The organism is Stenotrophomonas sp. GbtcB23 (assembly GCF_019091045.1).
Lineage (GTDB): Bacteria > Pseudomonadota > Gammaproteobacteria > Xanthomonadales > Xanthomonadaceae > Stenotrophomonas > Stenotrophomonas rhizophila_A.
In genome coordinates this window covers 36,503-53,403 of the sequence record NZ_JAGXKC010000030.1, presented here as the reverse complement: position 1 = coordinate 53,403, position 16,901 = coordinate 36,503, and the positions used below count along the sequence as shown (strand labels likewise).

Annotated in this window: 10 protein-coding genes; 3 read left to right on the top strand and 7 right to left on the bottom strand. The window is 68.0% G+C overall.

Translation table 11 applies throughout. The features are described from left to right. The coding region (locus tag KVS69_RS13185; protein ID WP_217538439.1) for a M13 family metallopeptidase N-terminal domain-containing protein at nucleotides 1-1,013 on the bottom strand (1,013 nt) is incomplete at its 3' end. A 211-nt stretch (nucleotides 1,014-1,224) separates the two neighbouring features. Between KVS69_RS13185 and KVS69_RS13180 the strand changes: the two genes are divergently transcribed. Continuing rightward, nucleotides 1,225-2,526 (top strand): aminotransferase class I/II-fold pyridoxal phosphate-dependent enzyme, encoded by a 1,302-nt coding sequence (locus KVS69_RS13180; RefSeq protein WP_095363656.1) that lies wholly within the window; start codon nucleotides 1,225-1,227, stop codon nucleotides 2,524-2,526. Between the two features lie 46 nt (nucleotides 2,527-2,572). Here the strand turns inward: KVS69_RS13180 and KVS69_RS13175 are convergent, their stop codons facing one another. The 3 genes from KVS69_RS13175 to KVS69_RS13165 all read right to left on the bottom strand — a co-directional run bounded on the left by KVS69_RS13175 (nucleotide 2,573) and on the right by KVS69_RS13165 (nucleotide 8,954). After that, nucleotides 2,573-4,459 (bottom strand): M28 family peptidase, encoded by a 1,887-nt coding sequence (locus KVS69_RS13175; protein WP_217538437.1) that lies wholly within the window; start codon nucleotides 4,457-4,459, stop codon nucleotides 2,573-2,575. Nucleotides 4,460-4,763: 304 nt separating this feature from the next. Next, nucleotides 4,764-6,464 (bottom strand): YbaL family putative K(+) efflux transporter, encoded by a 1,701-nt coding sequence (ybaL, locus tag KVS69_RS13170; protein ID WP_068853771.1) that lies wholly within the window; start codon nucleotides 6,462-6,464, stop codon nucleotides 4,764-4,766. A 96-nt stretch (nucleotides 6,465-6,560) separates the two neighbouring features. Next, entirely contained in the window at nucleotides 6,561-8,954 is a 2,394-nt protein-coding gene (locus KVS69_RS13165) for a TonB-dependent receptor (protein ID WP_217538435.1), read from the bottom strand. A gap of 333 nt (nucleotides 8,955-9,287) precedes the next feature. Between KVS69_RS13165 and KVS69_RS13160 the strand changes: the two genes are divergently transcribed. Further along, entirely contained in the window at nucleotides 9,288-11,141 is a 1,854-nt protein-coding gene (locus tag KVS69_RS13160) for an ABC-F family ATP-binding cassette domain-containing protein (RefSeq protein WP_217538433.1), read from the top strand. A 103-nt stretch (nucleotides 11,142-11,244) separates the two neighbouring features. On the opposite strand, the gene KVS69_RS13155 is transcribed toward KVS69_RS13160, so the two are convergent. Continuing rightward, entirely contained in the window at nucleotides 11,245-12,108 is an 864-nt protein-coding gene (locus KVS69_RS13155; protein ID WP_217538431.1) for a LysR family transcriptional regulator, read from the bottom strand. Between the two features lie 198 nt (nucleotides 12,109-12,306). Between KVS69_RS13155 and blaL2 the strand changes: the two genes are divergently transcribed. After that, on the top strand, nucleotides 12,307-13,215 hold the full coding sequence (gene blaL2 / locus KVS69_RS13150) for a L2 family extended-spectrum class A beta-lactamase (RefSeq protein ID WP_217538429.1): 909 nt from the start codon (nucleotides 12,307-12,309) through the stop codon (nucleotides 13,213-13,215). An 11-nt stretch (nucleotides 13,216-13,226) separates the two neighbouring features. On the opposite strand, the gene ggpS is transcribed toward blaL2, so the two are convergent. Next, complete coding sequence (gene ggpS, locus KVS69_RS13145) at nucleotides 13,227-15,470, bottom strand: glucosylglycerol-phosphate synthase (protein ID WP_217538441.1); 2,244 nt, start codon at nucleotides 15,468-15,470, stop codon at nucleotides 13,227-13,229. Nucleotides 15,471-15,532: 62 nt separating this feature from the next. Next, nucleotides 15,533-16,804 carry an MFS transporter gene (locus tag KVS69_RS13140; RefSeq protein ID WP_217538427.1) on the bottom strand — a complete coding sequence of 424 codons (1,272 nt, stop codon included), beginning with the start codon at nucleotides 16,802-16,804 and terminating at the stop codon, nucleotides 15,533-15,535. Nucleotides 16,805-16,901 lie beyond the last annotated feature (97 nt).

Here is a 16,901-nt window from a genome sequence, read left to right as displayed (position 1 = left end):
AGATAGTAGTTGCGGTCCGGCAGCCCAAGGCCGCCCTGGAAGGCGTAGGGGATCTGGCTGTCGCGCGCGTCCATGTCCAGGTCGACGCCGAACCCGAACACGGGGTTGAGACCGACCGCGGTGAGCGCGTGCAGATGCGCCTCGATGGCCTCAGGCGTCTGCAGGGCGTCGATTGCCGCAAGCTCGGCCCGCAACGGTGCGATGCCGTCGGCATTGATCTGGCGCTGGTTCATGCCGGTGCGCCAGAGATCGGCCACGATCTTCTCCACGTGGGTTGGCGTGTCCAGGTTGGCGGCCTGTTCCACCACCCGCCGCTGCAACGCCAGCGAACGTTCCTGCAACATCGTCGGCATGTTCCACAGCGACTGGTCGGGTGGCCGCTGCTCCGTCGCATGCCAGCGGGAATTGATGTGTGCGTACAGCGACTGGCAGGGCGGGTGGTCCGGGTCGATGTCAGCCGGGTTGAAGCGCAGCGGCGCCGGCAGGCCATCGGCGGTCTCCGGCGTCTGGACCTGCGAGTCGGCGGCAGGGAGACCCGCGAAGCGGGTAGTGCACTCGTCCCGGGCTGCGCGGTGGCCAGCCTGGTAGCCCAACCACCCGCCGACGAGCGCACCGCCCAGCGCGGTGACGGCGGCACCGGCGAGGAGTTGCGGACACTGGCGGGGTCGCGACAGGCAGCCCGCAGCGGTCGCTGAAGCAATTCCGTTCAATGGATCCTGCCCCGGCACGGCCAGGTACGCCTCGCCCCGCGACGCGCCCGCACCAGGCAGCAGCGCCGGCCGTACCGGCGGCGTCGAATCCGCGCGCGCCGTGGCCGACGCGGACGCCGGTACGATCAGGCTGGAGAGCGCGGCAAGGGTGAGCACGCCCGCGTTGCCCACGCGCAGCAGCGGTGGATGGGCGCTACCGAACCGCTGGTGCCGGGCGTGATCCTGCGGGGGCTGTTGGCCGCGCAGCGACCGATCGAATTCGCCCACGCTGCGGCGGTGTTGTTGTACGGCATCGGCACGCATGGCGTGACCTCCACTATCAGTCGTGCGGGTGCCTGCCGTCGCAGGCGGAGCGCGATCATGACCACGGGCGCGCAGAACGCCCATAGGATTGGTACGAAACGCACCCTGCACATCACCACAGAGACGGTGCTCATGAGCAACCGGCATGACAGGGCGCGGTGGGGCTCGGCTATGGTGCGTTTTCGCACGCACCGTGCGCGGAGACCTCACGATGTCGGAACCGGACACCTCGCTGCCGCCGTGGAAAGCGGAAACCATCGCCGTGCATGGCGGGTATCGCCCGGACCCGACCACGCGCGCGGTGGCGGTGCCGATCTACCAGACCGTGGCCTACGCATTCGACGATACCCAGCATGCGGCGGACCTGTTCGACCTCAAGGTGCCAGGCAACATCTACACGCGCATCATGAACCCGACCACCGACGTGCTGGAGCAGCGCCTGGCGGCGCTGGAAGGCGGCATCGGCGCATTGGCGCTGGCGTCGGGGCAGGCGGCCATCACCTACGCGATCCAGACCATCGCCGAGGCGGGGGACAACATCGTGGCGTCCAGCGCGTTGTATGGCGGCACCTACAACCTGTTCGCGCACACCCTGCCGCAGTTCGGCATCCAGACCCGGTTCGCCGATTACCGCGATCCGGATGCGTTCGCGGGTCTCATCGATGACCGCACCAAGGCGGTGTTCGTCGAATCCATCGGCAACCCACGCGGCAACATCACCGACATCCAGGCGGTGGCCGACATCGCGCATGCGCACGGAGTGCCGCTGATCGTCGACAACACGGTGGCCACCCCGTACCTGCAGCGCTCGTTCGACTTCGGCGCGGACATCGTGGTGCACTCGCTGACCAAATACCTGGGCGGGCACGGCACCAGCGTCGGCGGGGCGATCGTGGATTCGGGCCGGTTCCCGTGGGCCGAACACAAGCAGCGCTTCCGCCGCCTCAACGAGCCGGACGTGAGCTACCACGGCGTGGTCTATACCGAGGCGCTGGGTCCTGCGGCCTACATCGGGCGTGCCCGGGTGGTGCCGCTGCGCAATACCGGCGCGGCGCTGTCGCCGTTCAATGCCTTCCTGATCCTGCAGGGCATCGAAACGCTGGCGCTGCGGCTGGACCGGATCAATGCCAACGCGCTCGCCATTGCCGGTTTCCTGCGGGACCACGCCAAGGTGGCGTGGGTGAACTACGCAGCGCTGCCCGACCACCCCGAGCACGCGCTGGTTCAGCGTTACCTGCGCGGGCATGGCTCGGGCGTGCTGACCTTCGGCCTGCCGGGCGGCCGCGCGGCGGGTGCGCGTTTCCTGGATGCCCTGCAGCTGTTTACCCGGTTGGTGAACCTGGGCGATGCCAAGTCGCTGGCCACCCATCCGGCATCGACCACGCACCGCCAGCTGGATGCGGCGGAACTGGAACGCGCCGGGGTGAGCGAAGACACCGTGCGGCTGTCGATCGGCATCGAACACGTGGACGACCTGCTGGCCGATCTGGAGCAGGCGCTGGCCAAGGCGTGAGGCGGGACCACCCCGGCCGGTGCGGGCCGGCCGGGGTGGGTTTTTATCAGGGCGCCGACGCGTGCAACCACGCGTCGATGGCGTTCTCGATCACGGCGAGCGCGGCCATGGCGCGATGCGGGTCGACCTGGTCGAGCTGGTCATGGCGGTTGTGGATGTTGGCCATCGCGCGTGACAGCGGCAACGCCTTGTAGGTGTGCATGGCGTGTTCCATGGCGTCCATCCGCGTTTCCATCGCCTGCGTCTCATCCGGTCCCAGGGTGCCATTGAGGTAGTGCTCGAACCGGCTCCAGTCCACGTCCGCATTGGCCAGCCACAACCGCGCACGCGCCTGCTGCATGTCGCGTTCAAGGGTGATGTCGGCCGCATCGGCCAGGTTCATTCCCAGCGCCGGCACGCCGTCGCGCTGGAAGGGAACATGGTCGGACTGCATTACCCAGCCCGCGCTGTCATGCACGGTCAGCCCGACCTCGCCGGCAGCCGCTTCGAGCAGCCCACGCAGCTGCGCTTCGGCGGCGGTGACCGGAGCCGGCGGTGGCTGCAGCGCACGCGAATCTCCGTCCATGTAGAAGTGGTGGCGGTCCGAGCCGGACAAGGTCATGCCGTCGCCGCGCCCGGTCATGTCCAGATTGAGCGCCACATCGGGGCAGTCGGCCTGCGCCAGGCATCGTTCGACGAAGGCTTTGGCGCCGAGCATGCCGTGCTCCTCCAGATCCGACACCAGCAGCTGGACGCGAACGCCGTCGGGCAGCGTTGCCGCGCCCAGCTTCCGTGCCAGCGCCAGCAGCGTAGCCAATCCGGTGCCGTTGTCGCTGGCACCGCTGGAGCCTTCGCGCGCGCCGGTCATGTCGCCATGGGCGAGCACCATCAACGTGCGTCGGGGGGTGCCGGCGCCGGCAAACTCCAGCATCAGATTGCAGCCGTTATAGGTCCGGTCGAAGCCGAAGGAGTCGCGGGTGCTGCCGGAGAACGGCAGCTGCTGCAGCGTGTGCCCGTCGCGCCGGAACAGCGCACGAAGCGTGTCGAAACGCGCGATGTTGGCGGCCACCTCGCGCTGTGCACCGGTCATGCCCGGCTGTTGTGCATCCAGTGTGGCCTGCGCGATCTGCTCCAGATCCAGCTGGAAGCACGCCTGCGCCGGGCTCATCACGCTGCCCAGCAGGTCTGCTGCCCAATCCACCCACGACAGCATGGGGGCCAGTGCGGCCGCGTCGGCACCGGCGGGCCAGCCGCCGTGCGTGTGCGTTTCAGCATGGCGGGCCACGCCCAGCGTCACCATGATCTGCCGACGGGTGGCTTCAGGGAGTTCCTGCAGCAGCGACCGGATGGCCGGGGCGGTGCAGGCCGCCGCATCGGTGCCGCAGTCGCGGACGATCTGCAGCAGCTGCATGCGCTGCTCGTCCGGCAGCAGCGCATACAGCGACTGCGGCAGGGACGGGGATGACTCGCGAGACGCTTCGGTGCCGGCTGCGGGCGCAGTGGAACGCCCCAGTGCGTAGCCCAACACACCGCTTCCAATCGTGCTGGCCGTCAGCGCTCCGTAGGTCAGCAGGCTGGCGGCCAGCGTCTGCGGACAGTGCCGGGGGGACGCGATGCAGCCGAGCGTGGCGCCATTGGCGATATGTTCGAGTGCGACCACGGGCGCCGTTGGCGCATCGCCGAGCATCGGCACGGCCTGGTGGTCGATGCCGCCCTGCGCCCTGGCGCCCGGCAACGGCGTCGGGTCTCCCACCGGCGCCCTCACGCCGCGCGGCGGCATGCGACCGATGGCCATCGCCGAGGATAGGGCCAGTGCGGCAACCAGCCATTGCTGGCCGTTTCGTACCGTCAACGGGCCCGTCCGGCCTGGCAGCGCCTGCACTCCGCGCGGCTGCGCGATCCTGTTGTTGAACTCGCCCTGGGCGCGGCGGACCAACGAAATATCGAGCGGCATAACAACCTCCTCGTTGAGGGAGCGCCGTGGCCGCTGCGGTGCAGGTGGCGGGGCGCCGGTGCGATGCACAGTGCACGCGCGTGCCGGACTTGCCCATGGGAGTAGTTGCGTTTGCCAGACCCGGGCCCGCTTCCGCAACGCGGTGCTCATTAAGGACCGGATCGCCATCACAACGGAGGACGCCGAAGCGCTACGATCCGCCCTCAGGTGCGCAAGATCCGACACGCGCTGCGGATCTGGACGACCCGGAGGACGTCCCCGAGACGATCCTGCGCGCCGACATCTGCGTGCCGCTGGCGGCCCGTTAAACCACCGGAATGGTGTGCTTGCCGATGTTGCGGTAGGGCGGGGTGGCCATGACCATTTCGGCCAGCGAGTACGCCAGTTCGCGTTCGGCCATCACCGTGCCGTCGGCGCCGTGTTCGAGCAGGTGCTTGACCTCGGCGTCGCTGTGCGCGCGCGCCAGCAGGGTCAGGCCCGGGTTGAGCGCGCGCAGCTTGGCCAGGGTTTCGCCCGCCTCCAGCGGCTGCGGAATGGCCAGCACCGCGATCTTTGCGCGTTCGGGATGGGCTTCGGCCAGCACGCGGTCGGAGGCGGCGCTGCCCCGGATCGCCGGCAGCCCGGCGGCGTGTGCTTCGGCCACATGTTCCTTGTTGTCATCGATCACCAGCACCGGCACGCCGCGGTCACGCAGCACCTGCGCCAGCGCGCTGCCGACCCGGCCGTAGCCGATCACGATGGCGTGGTCGTGCAGGTCCAGCGAGGGGCCGGGCGGCAATTCGGTTTCCACGGCGGCGGCGGGGGTCTCCTGGTGCTTCACCAGCCAGCGGTCGAGCAGGCCGAACACCAGCGGGTTGAGCATGATCGAGATCAGCGCACCGGCCAGCACCAGCGCCTGGCCGGTGGGCGGCAGGATCTTCAGGCTCACGCCCAGGCCGGCGATGATGAAGGCGAACTCGCCGATCTGCGCCAGGCTGGCCGAAATGGTCAGCGCGGTGCCGTTGGGGTGGCCGAACGCACGCACGATGAAAAACGCGGCGGCGGACTTGCCGAACATGATGATGGCGGCGGTGGCCAGCACCTGCCACGGGTGTTCGACCAGGATGGCCGGGTTGAACAGCATGCCCACCGAGACGAAGAACAGCACCGCGAAGGCATCGCGCAGCGGCAGTGAATCGTTGGCGGCCTTGTGGCTGAGTTCGGATTCGTTGAGCAGCATGCCGGCGAAGAACGCGCCCAATGCGAAGGACACGCCGAACAGCATGGCCGAGCCGAACGCCACGCCCAGTGCGATGGCCAGCACCGCAAGGGTGAAGAGTTCGCGCGAGCCGGTACCGGCGATGCGCTCCAGGATCCACGGAATGACCCGCCGGCCGACCACCAGCATCACCGCCACGAACAGGCCCAGCTGCACGAAGGTCCAGCCGATGCTGGCCAGCACGCTGCCGACGGTGTGGGTTTCATTGGCGGCATCTGGGCCGAACACGCCGGCCAGCACCGGCATCATCACCAGGGCCAGCACGCAGGCAAGATCTTCGACGATCAGCCAGCCGACCGCGATTTTGCCGCGCTGGGTTTCCAGCAGGCGGCGTTCTTCCATTGCGCGCAGCAGCACCACGGTACTGGCGGTGGCCAACGCGAAGCCGAACACCACGCCGTGGATCACCGGCCAGCCCATCAGCCAGGCAAGGCCCCAGCCCAGCAGGGTGGCGACCAGGATCTGGCCGACCGCGCCGGGAATGGCGATCGCCTTGACCGCCATCAGGTCTTTCAATGAGAAGTGCAGGCCGACACCGAACATCAGCAGCATCACGCCGATTTCGGCCAGCTGGTTGGCCAGCGCCTGGTCGGCGACGAAGCCGGGAGTGAACGGTCCTACGCAGATGCCCGCAACCAGGTAACCGACCAGCGGAGACAAACGCAGCTTGTTGGCCAGCGCACCCAGGATGAAGGCGAGCCCAAGGCCAACGGCGACGATGTTGATCAGGTCGGTGTCATGGTGCATCGGGGCTCGCAACTTGGGGGATGCCCCGATTTTCACCGATGCGGCCCGATCCGGCAAACCGCGCTGCGGCCTGCCGGATCCGGTGTCAGCCGATCATTACCACTTGTAGGTCACGCGACCGTAGACGTAAGCGCCGTTGAAGCCGTACGGCGAGTAGTTGCTGTATGGGAGCATGCCCCAGGTGGAGTTCTGCAGGTCCAAGGTGCGGTCGGGGTACTCGTCCAGCAGGTTGTCCGCACCCAGGGTCAGGGTCCAGTTCTCGTTGGGCCTGTAGGCCACCGAGGCATCGAGCACCCACGAGGCATCGTAGGTCTGGTCGCGGGTCGGGGTGGCTGAATTGCGCACCGTGAATGAGCCGTAGCGGGTGGCGGCCAGGTTCAGGTCCCAGTGGTCCGAACGCCAGGTGCCGCTCAGGATGGTCTTGTCACGCGGGTAGCTGTCTTCGATGCGGCCCACTTCATCGCGGCCGATCAGCGACTGGGTCAGGCCCAGCGAGCCGAACACGGCCGGGGAGGCGATGAACTTCTTCACCTCGGTGTCGTTGTAGCTGTAGGCCGCGGTCAGTTCCAGCGAGCTGGCACTGAACGGGATGGTGTAGCTGGACACCGCGTCCACGCCGCGGGTGCGGGTATCCACGCCGTTGGTGAAGTACGAGAACGCGGTGACCTGCGGCAGGCCCAGGTCGGCCAGCAGCGCATTGGTGGCAGCGTTGGTGGTGATGTTGGTGGACAGGATGATGCGGTCGTCGATGTCGATCTGGTACGCATCCACGGTCAGGTAGAGGCGGTCGATCGGCTGCACCACCAGGCCCACGCTGTAGGAGGTGGAGCTTTCGGCCTTCAGCGGGCTGGCGCCCAGCGCCTGCGCGGCGGTGCTGGTGGTGGGGAAGGTGCCGCGTTCGACGAACACGCCGTTGACGATGGTGCTGGTCACCGCCTGGTAGCTCTGCTGGGCCAGCGACGGGGCGCGGAAGCCGGACGAGGCGGTGGCACGCAGCGCGACCTTGTCGGTGAACGCGTAGCGGGCCGACAGCTTGCCGGAGAACTTGTCGCCGAAGTCCGAGTAATCCTCATAGCGGCCGGTGACGCCGGCCGAGAACTTGTCGGTCAGGTCCGCTTCCAGGCCGGCGTAGACGGCGTAGTTGTCGCGGTCGGCATCGACGGCATTGAGCGGGGTGAAGCCGCCGAAGCCCTGCGCACCGGTGCCGAAGTAGGAATTGGGCTCGCCCGCGCTCTGTTCCCACTTCTCGCGGCGGTACTCACCGCCGAAGGACAGCGTGACCGGGTAGGCCAGGCCCCAGTCCAGCTGCTTGGTGATGTCCACGTTGCCGATGTCCTGGGTGTATTCCAGCGCGCCGGCGTAGAACGAACGCGGGCTGTCCACGCCCAACGCGTAGTTGATGCTGTTGCGGGTGTGGAAGTCGATCTTGTTGGTGCCGTGGTTGTAGCTCACGTCCCAGGTCCAGCCGCTTTCGGTGTCGCCCTTCACGCCGGCCACCAGCGAACGGTCCTTCGAGTACTGGTTGATTTCCGGCACGAAGCCGTCCGGGTAGGTCTGCGCCAGCAGCGCGCCCTGGCCGCTGTTGGTGCGCGAGCGGTAGAACGCGAACGAGGTGATGTCGCGGTTGCTGGCCAGCGCGGTGGCGTAGGCCGAGACGTGGTCGCTGAACTGGAAGCTGGCATTGGCCGAGGCGGCGGTGGCATCCACCTGCGGGTCGCCGACCACGAAGGTGGTCTGGCCCACGCTGGGGAAGTTGCCGGTGTTCGGCGTGGAGCCCTGGTAGGGCCCGGCGCGGTTGCTTTCGTCCTGCTGGGTGATCTGGCCGGCCACGTGCACGCTGCCGCGGCCGTCGGCGAAGCCGATGCCGGTATCGCCGGAGAGCTGGTACTTGTTGCCGTCGCCGGCTGAGTACTGGCCGGCATCCAGGGCCAGGCTGCCGCCCGCGCTGGAGCCCTTGAGCACGATGTTGATCACGCCGGCGATGGCGTCCGAGCCGTACTGCGCCGAGGCGCCGTCGCGCAGCACTTCGACGCGCTCGATGGAGGCGATCGGAATGGCGTTGATGTCCACCGCGGACGAGCCGCGGCCAATGCTGCCGTTGACGTTGATCTGGGCCGAGGTGTGGCGGCGCTTGCCGTTGACCAGCACCAATACCTGGTCCGGGGACAGGCCGCGCAGCTGCGCCGGGCGGATGCCACTGGTGCCATCGGTCAGCGCCGGGCGCGGGAAGTTCAGCGAGGGCAGGGCACGCGCCAGCGCGGTGGCCAGTTCGGTGGTGCCGGTGGACTGCAGCGCCTCGGGGGTGATGATGTCGATCGGCGACTGCGACTCGGCCACGGTACGGTCGGCCACACGGGTGCCGGTCACGATGACCGTGTCCAGGGTGTTGGCGGTGGCGCGGGCAGGGGCGTCCTGGGCGGCGACACTGAAGGCGGAGGCCCCGAGGGCGACGGCGACAGCGGCGGCAAGCGTACGGGTCTTGCGGTTCATCAGGATGTGGCTCCGGTTGGGACGAGGCGGCACCGGGCGACATCACGACTGCGGGAAAGCGGGTCAGCGAGGGCGGGTGTTGCGGTGCGCAATTAACGGATTAACGGTATTTTTATTGGCTGTCAAATTGAAAAAACGTTGCAAAAGCAACGGTTTAGCAAGATTCGGTCAATCAGGCGGGGAAGGGTCCCGGGGAAAGCGCAGGCAGGTTCGTGGGAGAGAGACGAGGCCTGCCGCGCATCCCGGGGCGCGTCAAGTATTCGTTAACGCTAGAATTGCGTCGCAGGAAAGGTGCTCACCAGCACATTCCATTCCGTTATATGGACCCCCCAGATGATTTCCCTTCGTAACTTCGCCTTGCGCCGCGGCGAGCGGCTGCTGTTGTCCAATGTCGACCTGACCCTGCATGCGGGCTACCGCGTAGGCGTGGTCGGCCGCAACGGGGCCGGCAAGTCCAGCCTGTTCGCGGCCGTGCAGGGCGAGCTGGAGGCCGACAAGGGCGATGTGGACCTGCCCGGCAAGATCCGCATCGCCAGCGTGGCCCAGGAAACCCCGGCGCTGCAGGACCCGGCGCTGCAGTTCGTGCTGGAAGGCGACACCGAAGTGGCAGCCGTGCTGCGCGAGGAAGCCGAGGCGACCGCGCGCGAGGACTGGGAAGCGGTGGCCAATGCGCACCAGAAGATGGCCGAGATCGGTGCGTACGATGCCGAATCCCGTGCGGGCAAGCTGCTGCATGGCCTGGGCTTCCCGTCCGACACCCATTCACGGCCGGTGGCGACGTTCTCCGGTGGCTGGCGCGCACGACTGAACCTGGCGCGCGCGCTGATGATGCCCAGCGACCTGCTGCTGCTCGACGAACCGACCAACCACCTCGACCTGGACGCGGTGTTCTGGCTTGAACAGTGGCTGTTGAAGTACCCGGGCACGCTGCTGCTGATCTCGCATGACCGCGAGTTCCTCGACAACGTGGCCACCCACACCCTGCACCTGCATGGCGGCGGCGCCAAGCTGTACCCGGGCGGCTACACCGACTTCGAGCGCCAGCGCGCCGAACAGCTGCGCCAGCAGCAGATCGCGCACGAAAAGGAACAGGCCGAGCGTGCCCACCTGCAGAGCTTCATCGACCGGTTCAAGGCGCTGGCCAGCAAGGCAACGCAGGCACAGAGCCGCATGAAGCGCCTGGCCAAACTGACCGGCACCGAAGCGGTGCGTGCCGAGCGCGAGTTCCGCATCGAGTTCGCGCCGCCGGCCAAGCTGCCGTTCTCGCTGATCCGCCTCAACGATGTGGAGGCCGGTTACAGCCCGGACGCGGTGATCCTGCACAACGTGGGCTTCGGCCTGGAGGCGGGGCAGCGCATCGGCCTGCTGGGTCCCAACGGCGCGGGCAAGACCACGCTGGTGCGGACCCTGGTCGGTGAGCTGGACCCGGTGGCCGGCGATCGCTCGGCGCACCCGGACCTGCGCATCGGCTACTTCGCCCAGCACACGGTGGAGTCGCTGCATGAAGGCCAGTCGCCGATGGACCACTTCCGGGACATCTCCCCGGATGGCAGCAACCAGTCCTTCCGCGATTTCCTCGGCAAGTGGAACTTCGCCGGCGACCGGGCGTTCGAGCCGGTGGATGGTTTCTCCGGTGGTGAGCGCGCGCGCCTGGCGCTGGCGATGATTGCCTGGCAGCAGCCGAACGTGCTGCTGCTCGACGAACCGACCAACCACCTTGACCTGGAAATGCGCGAAGCGCTGGCCGAAGCGCTGGCGACCTTCGAAGGGGCGATCGTGATGGTCTCGCACGACCGCCACCTGATCGGCCTGGTCTGCGACACCTTCTGGCGCGTGGCCGACGGAGTGGTGGAGCCGTTCGACGGCGACCTGGACGAGTATGCAGCGTGGCTGCGTTCGCGCCCGGCCGCGCAGGGCACCAAGCAAAAGATGGCGGCTGCCGCGCCGGAGCCGGTGCCGCCGACCCCGCCGCTGCCGCCGAAGAAGACCGTCAACCCGGTCAAGCTGGCCAGCGCCGAAGCCAAGGTCAACGAGCTGGAAGGCCGCTTGGCCGAGCTGGACCGCCAGCTGGCCGACCCGGTCAACTACGCCGACGCCACCCGCATGGCGGTGCTCGGCCGCGACCGCGAAACCACCGCGCAGCAGCTGGAAAAAGCCGAAGCCGCGTGGATGGAACTGATGGCCTGAAGGCCCGTGCCGACCGTTGGTCGGCACAGACATGCCTGCGTAGCGACACGCCATGCGTGTCCACGGAATGCCCGAACGAAACCCGGACACGCATGGCGTGTCCCTACGCCTGCGCTTCCAACCAGGTCCTGAAACGCTTCCCCGCCTCGCTTTCCGCCCGCGAACGCAACCGCGTCAGCCAATAACTCCCCAGCTCCAGCGTCTGCGCGAACGGCTGCACCAACCGTCCCTGCGCCAGGTCCTGTTCGAACATTCTCAATGGCAGCAACGCCACGCCGGCACCGGCGGCGGCCGCGCTGGCCAGCGTCAACGACGAATCAAACACCGGCCCGCGCGCCTCCAGCTCGCCCACGCCAGCGGCCTGCAGCCACTGCGGCCACTCATCGCTGCGGTAGGAGCGCAGCAGTGCCACGCTGGCCAGGTCGCGCGGCTGCCGCAGCGTCCGCGCCAGTGCCGGCGCGCACACCGGTGCGAACGGCGCCGCCAGCACCGGGGTGCACACCTGGCCCTGCCAGTCGCCATCGCCGAAGCGGATCGCCAGGTCCAACCCTTCGCCGGCCAGGTCGATGCGGTTGTTGTGGGTCTGCAGGCGCAGCTCGATATCCGGGTGCCGCGCGTTGAAATCGGCCAGCCGCGGCAGCAGCCAACCGGTGGCGAACGTGCCCACTACGCCGACTCCGAGCACTTCGCGGAAATGCCCGCCGACGAAACGGTCCAGGCTGACCGCGATACGGTCGAAGGCCTCGTTGAGCACCGGGTAGAGGCGAGCCCCTTCGTCGGTCAGCGCCACCCCTCGCGGCAGCCGGTGGAACAACACCGCTCCCAGCCGCTCTTCCAGCCCACGGATCTGGTGACTCAGCGCAGCCTGGCTCACGCACAGCTCCAGCGCGGCGCGGGTGAAGTTCTGATGGCGCGCGGCGGCCTCGAAGGCACGCAACGCGTTGAGCGGGAGCTGGGGACGAAGCATGGGCGAGTCGTGAGGAATCTTGATGGGTAATGGTAACGCCGGCACGGTCCGTGCCACCAAAGGCGGCGCGCCATGCGGGATCACCCTGCCGTTGCCACCATGCCATCAATCCTGCTCATGTCTCCTGCTGAGAATACTCGCTGGTGGCCTGTGGCCCGAAATGCTTCCATGGCCACTTCCCAGCCCCGGAGATGCCCCATGCTCGCCCGCCGCCAGTTCCTCCAGATGACCGGTGCCGCCGCAGCTTCCGCCTTGGCCGCCACCGTGTTGGCCAAGACCCCGCCGACCGCGCTGGCGGGTGACAAGCCGCAGGCAGCCGATTTCGCCGCCCTGGAAAAAGCCAGTGGCGGGCGTCTGGGCGTGACCCTGCTCGACACGGCCAGCGGCCGCCGCATCGGCCATCGCCAGGACGAGCGCTTCCCGATGTGCAGCACCTTCAAGTTCGCGCTCTCGGCGGCGGTGCTGCATCTGGCCGACCAGGGCACCCTGTCGCTGGACCGGCGGCTGCCGGTGCGCCAGCAGGACATGCTCTCCCACGCACCGGTGACCAAACGCCACGTGGGCAAGGACCTGACCGTGCGCGATCTGTGCCGCGCGACCATGGTCACCAGCGACAACCCGGCGGCGAACCTGCTGTTGGGGGTGGTCGGCGGGCCGGCCGGGGTGACTGCGTTCCTGCGCGCCAATGGCGATGCGGTGACCCGCAACGATCGCCTGGAGCCGGACATGAACCGGTTCGCGCTCGACGATCCGCGCGATACCACCAGCCCCGCCGCGATGGCCGCCAGCCTGCAGCGGTTCGTGCTGGGGGAGGTGCTCACGCCAGCCTCGCGGCTGCAGCTGGCCGACTGGCTGATCGACAACGAAACCGGTGATGCGCGGCTGCGTGCCGGGCTGTCGCCGGCGTGGCGGGTGGGCGACAAGACCGGCAGCAATGGCGAGGACACCACCAACGACATCGCCATCCTGTGGCCACTGGCCGGCGGCGCCCCGTGGGTGCTGGCCAGCTACCTGCAGGGTGCCACGGTGGATGATGCCGGGCGCAACGACACGCTGCGCCAGGTGGCGGTGACCGCCGAGAAAATGATCAGCGCGCACGCGCGCTGATCACTGTGGCGTCAGGCGTTGCCGGTTTCCTTGACCGCACCAAGGAACTCGCGCCCCCAGCGGTCCACGTCGTAATACTCCACGCTGCCGAACAACTGGCGCATGCGCCCGCCTGCCTCCTCTTCCGGCATCGACAGCGCCTGCAGCAGCCCGGCGGTCAGATCGGCCGGATCATGCGGGTTGGTCAGCACCGCACCCTTCAGCTCGGCCGCCGCACCTGCGAACTCGCTCAGCACCAGCACGCCATTGCTGCCTTCGATGCCATGGGTGGCCACGAACTCCTTGGCCACCAGGTTCAGGCCATCGCGCAGCGGGGTGATCCACATCACCTGCGCGGCCGCGTAATGCGCCACCACCTCTTCGAACGGCAGTGCCTGTGCGAAGAAGCGCACGGGGGTCCAGTCCAGCCGCGAGAAACGCCCGTTGATACGGCCCACCGCTTGTTCGATCTGGTTCTGCAGCGTGCGATACACGGTCATCTCGCGCGCGGCCGGCACGCACACCATCAACAAAGTGACCTTGCCCTGGCGGTCCGGATGCTGCTCCAGCAAGCGCTCGAACGCTTCCAGCTTGGCCAGCGTACCCTTGGTGTAATCCAGCCGCTCCACCGACAGCACCAGCTTGCGCGCACCGATCTCACGGCGCAGCTTGAAGATGTCGTTGCGCACGCTGGGCCGGGCCAGCACATCGTGGATGCGGCGCAGATCCGTGCCGACCGGGTGCGCACCCAGTGCCACCTCACGGTCGCCGACCCGGATGCGCGTGGTCATGGTATCCAGCCCGACCGCGCAGCCATAGGTCAGGAAGCGTGGCGCGCAGCTTTCCCAGGACAACCGTTCCGCGGGCATCGCACCGCGCACCACATCCACGAAGTTCTCCACCTGGCGCGGGATGTGGAAGCCGATGTAATCGCAGCAGAGCAGGCTGCCGATGATCTCGCGGCGCCACGGCACCACGTTGAACACATCAGCCGATGGGAAGTAGGTGTGGTGGAAGAAGGCGATCTTCAGGTCAGGGCGCAGCTCGCGCAGGGTGGCCGGCACCATCCACAGGTTGTAGTCGTGGATCCACACGGTGGCGCCATGTGCGGCTTCGGCGGCGGTGGCTTCGGCGAAGCGCCGGTTGACCTCCAGGAACACCTGCCAGTCATCCTCGCGGAAGCGCGCGCGTTCCCAGAACACATGCAGCATCGGCCAGAACGCTTCCTTGGAGAAGCGCTTGTAGAAGATGTCCACTTCCTGCCGGGTCAGTGGCACGCGCGCGGCCGTCAGCGTGGGGTAGCGCTCGGCGTCCACCGCCATATGGGTCTGGAACGGGCCGCGCTTGGGGTCGTCGATGCCCCAGGCCACCCACGAGCCGGTCTGGCCGCCCTGGAAGAAGCTCAGCAGCGAGGGAATGATGCCGTTGGGCGAGCGCGGTGGGCGCTGCACCAGCACGCCGTCTTCCATCACTTCGTCGAAGGGCATGCGGTGGTAAAGCATCACCAGGTCGGCGCCTTCGGCGCGCTTGACTGCTGGCGGCTTCAGCCACGCATCATCGGCCGGCAGCAGGGCGAAGTGCTCGATCGCCTCCAGGATGCCGCCGCAGCCCGGCGCCTGCGCATGGTAGGTGTGCGTCAGCCCGGTGGTGGCGGCGGTGAGCGCCGGTTCTGAATCGCCCACGCATACGCCGCGGAAGCCAGCGGTGTACATCGAGAGGTCGTTGAGGGTATCGCCAGCCACCAGGATGCGGTCACGCGGCAGGTCCAGCAGGCGCGCCAGCGCAGCCAGGGTGCGGCCCTTGTCGGTGTCCGGCGGCAGGATGTCCAGGTAGCGGTCGGCCGAATACAGCACATCGCAGCCCAGTGCCTGCGCGGCCGCCTGGATCTGCGCGCGCAGCGGCGCCAGCGTGGCCGGGTCGCAGAAGTAGGAGCAGCGCCGCTCCTGCGGGACGTCCTGGCGCTGCAGTGCAGTGAACCGCCGCATCGCAGCGGCCACCACCTGTTCGCCGGGCCAGTGCGCGTCGATCATCGATTGCAGGGGCTGCAGCGGCTGCAGGGTGTGGCCATCGACCACGGTTGCGCCGACATCGCAGACAACGTAATCGGGGCGCGGAATGGCGGGATCGGAGAGCAGCGGCATCACCGCTTCCAGGCCGCGGCCGGTGATGAAGATCAGGCGGATACCGGGGTGCTGGTCGACCAGCCGGTACAGACGGTGGCGCGCGGCGGCATCGCCGGCGAGAAAGGTACCATCCAGGTCGGTGGCGAGAATCAGTTGCTGGGCCGGGGGAGCCGCCGGCGTGCGGGATGAGGTGGACGGGGTGGGTGTCAAAACAGTCAATGCACTTCCTTATCGGTGTCGTTGGGTGAGGGAGAAGGGGTGTCCGGCGGCGGAGCGACGTCCGTTTCCGGCATCAATTCCAATGCCGCCGGCGTGGTGCGCAGCATCAGCCGGAACACCACCGGGTGTGTGCGCAGCCGGTCGAAGCTGAGCAGGCGCGCGGTGGTGAACAGGGCCAGCACGCCGAGCACCACGGCGAAGTACAGGGGCAGGGCGGCCGGGCCGAACTGCTGCATGGCCGCCCCGGCCAGCGCCGGGCCGAGCGCCGCGCCCACGCCGTGCACCAGCAGCAGGCTGGAGCAGCCCGACAGCAGGTCCTGGCGCGGCAGGTAATCGAGCATGTGCGCCACCGCGAAGGGATACAGCGCGAACGCCAGGCCGCCATAGAAGAAGAACAGCCCGAACAACAGCCAGGTCTGCTGTTGGATCATCGGCATCGCGGCCACCAGCGCGATGCCGGCGGCGGCCAGGCACAGCGCCACCAGCCCGACGCGCCGGTCATGGCCGTCGCTGATATGCCCCAGCGGCCACTGCAGCAGCGCGCCGCCGGCAATGGCGGTGAGCATGAAGCGGGCCACGCCGTCATTGTTGAGGCCGACCTCGCCGGCATACACCGGGAGCAGGCCCCAGAACGCGCCCATGGCCAGGCCCGACAGCCCGGCGGCGACCGTGGCCACCGGCGCCATCGCATACAGGCGCGACAGCGTCAGGCGCGGCACCGATGGCACGTCCGGTGGGGTGAGCCGGGTGGCGGTGATTGGCAGCACCGCGGCGCAGACCAGCATGGCGATCAGCATGAACATCGACATGGCCGGCGCGTTGCTGACCATCAGCAGGATCTGGCCCAGTGCCAGCGCGGAAAGATTGACCACCATGTACAGCGAGAACGCACGGCTGCGCTGGCGCGGGTCGGGTTCGGCGTTGAGCCAGCTTTCGATCACCGTGTACAGGCCCACCAGCGCGATGCCGGTGATGATGCGCAGCAGCCCCCACAGCCAGGCATTCAGCCACAGTGGGTGCAGCAGCACCGCGATGGCGGCGAGGGCGGCAAAGAAGGCGAACGCACGGATATGCCCGATACGGCCGATCAGCGACGGGGCGAAGAAGGTGCCCATGAAGAAGCCGGCGAAATAACCGGACATCACCAGGCCCAACGTACCGGCACCGAAGCCGGCTTCACCGCCGCTTACCGCCAGCAAGGTGCCCAGAAGCCCGCTGCCGGTCAACAGCAGCGCTACTCCCGTCAGCAGGGCGGTCAGCCGCAACACGCGTGCGACCTTCGTGGGGAAGGCGAACCGGTCACGACAACGACCCTAACACAGACGTGATTAATCCTTTGTCGCGGTTGGCGCGGATTTGCGCATT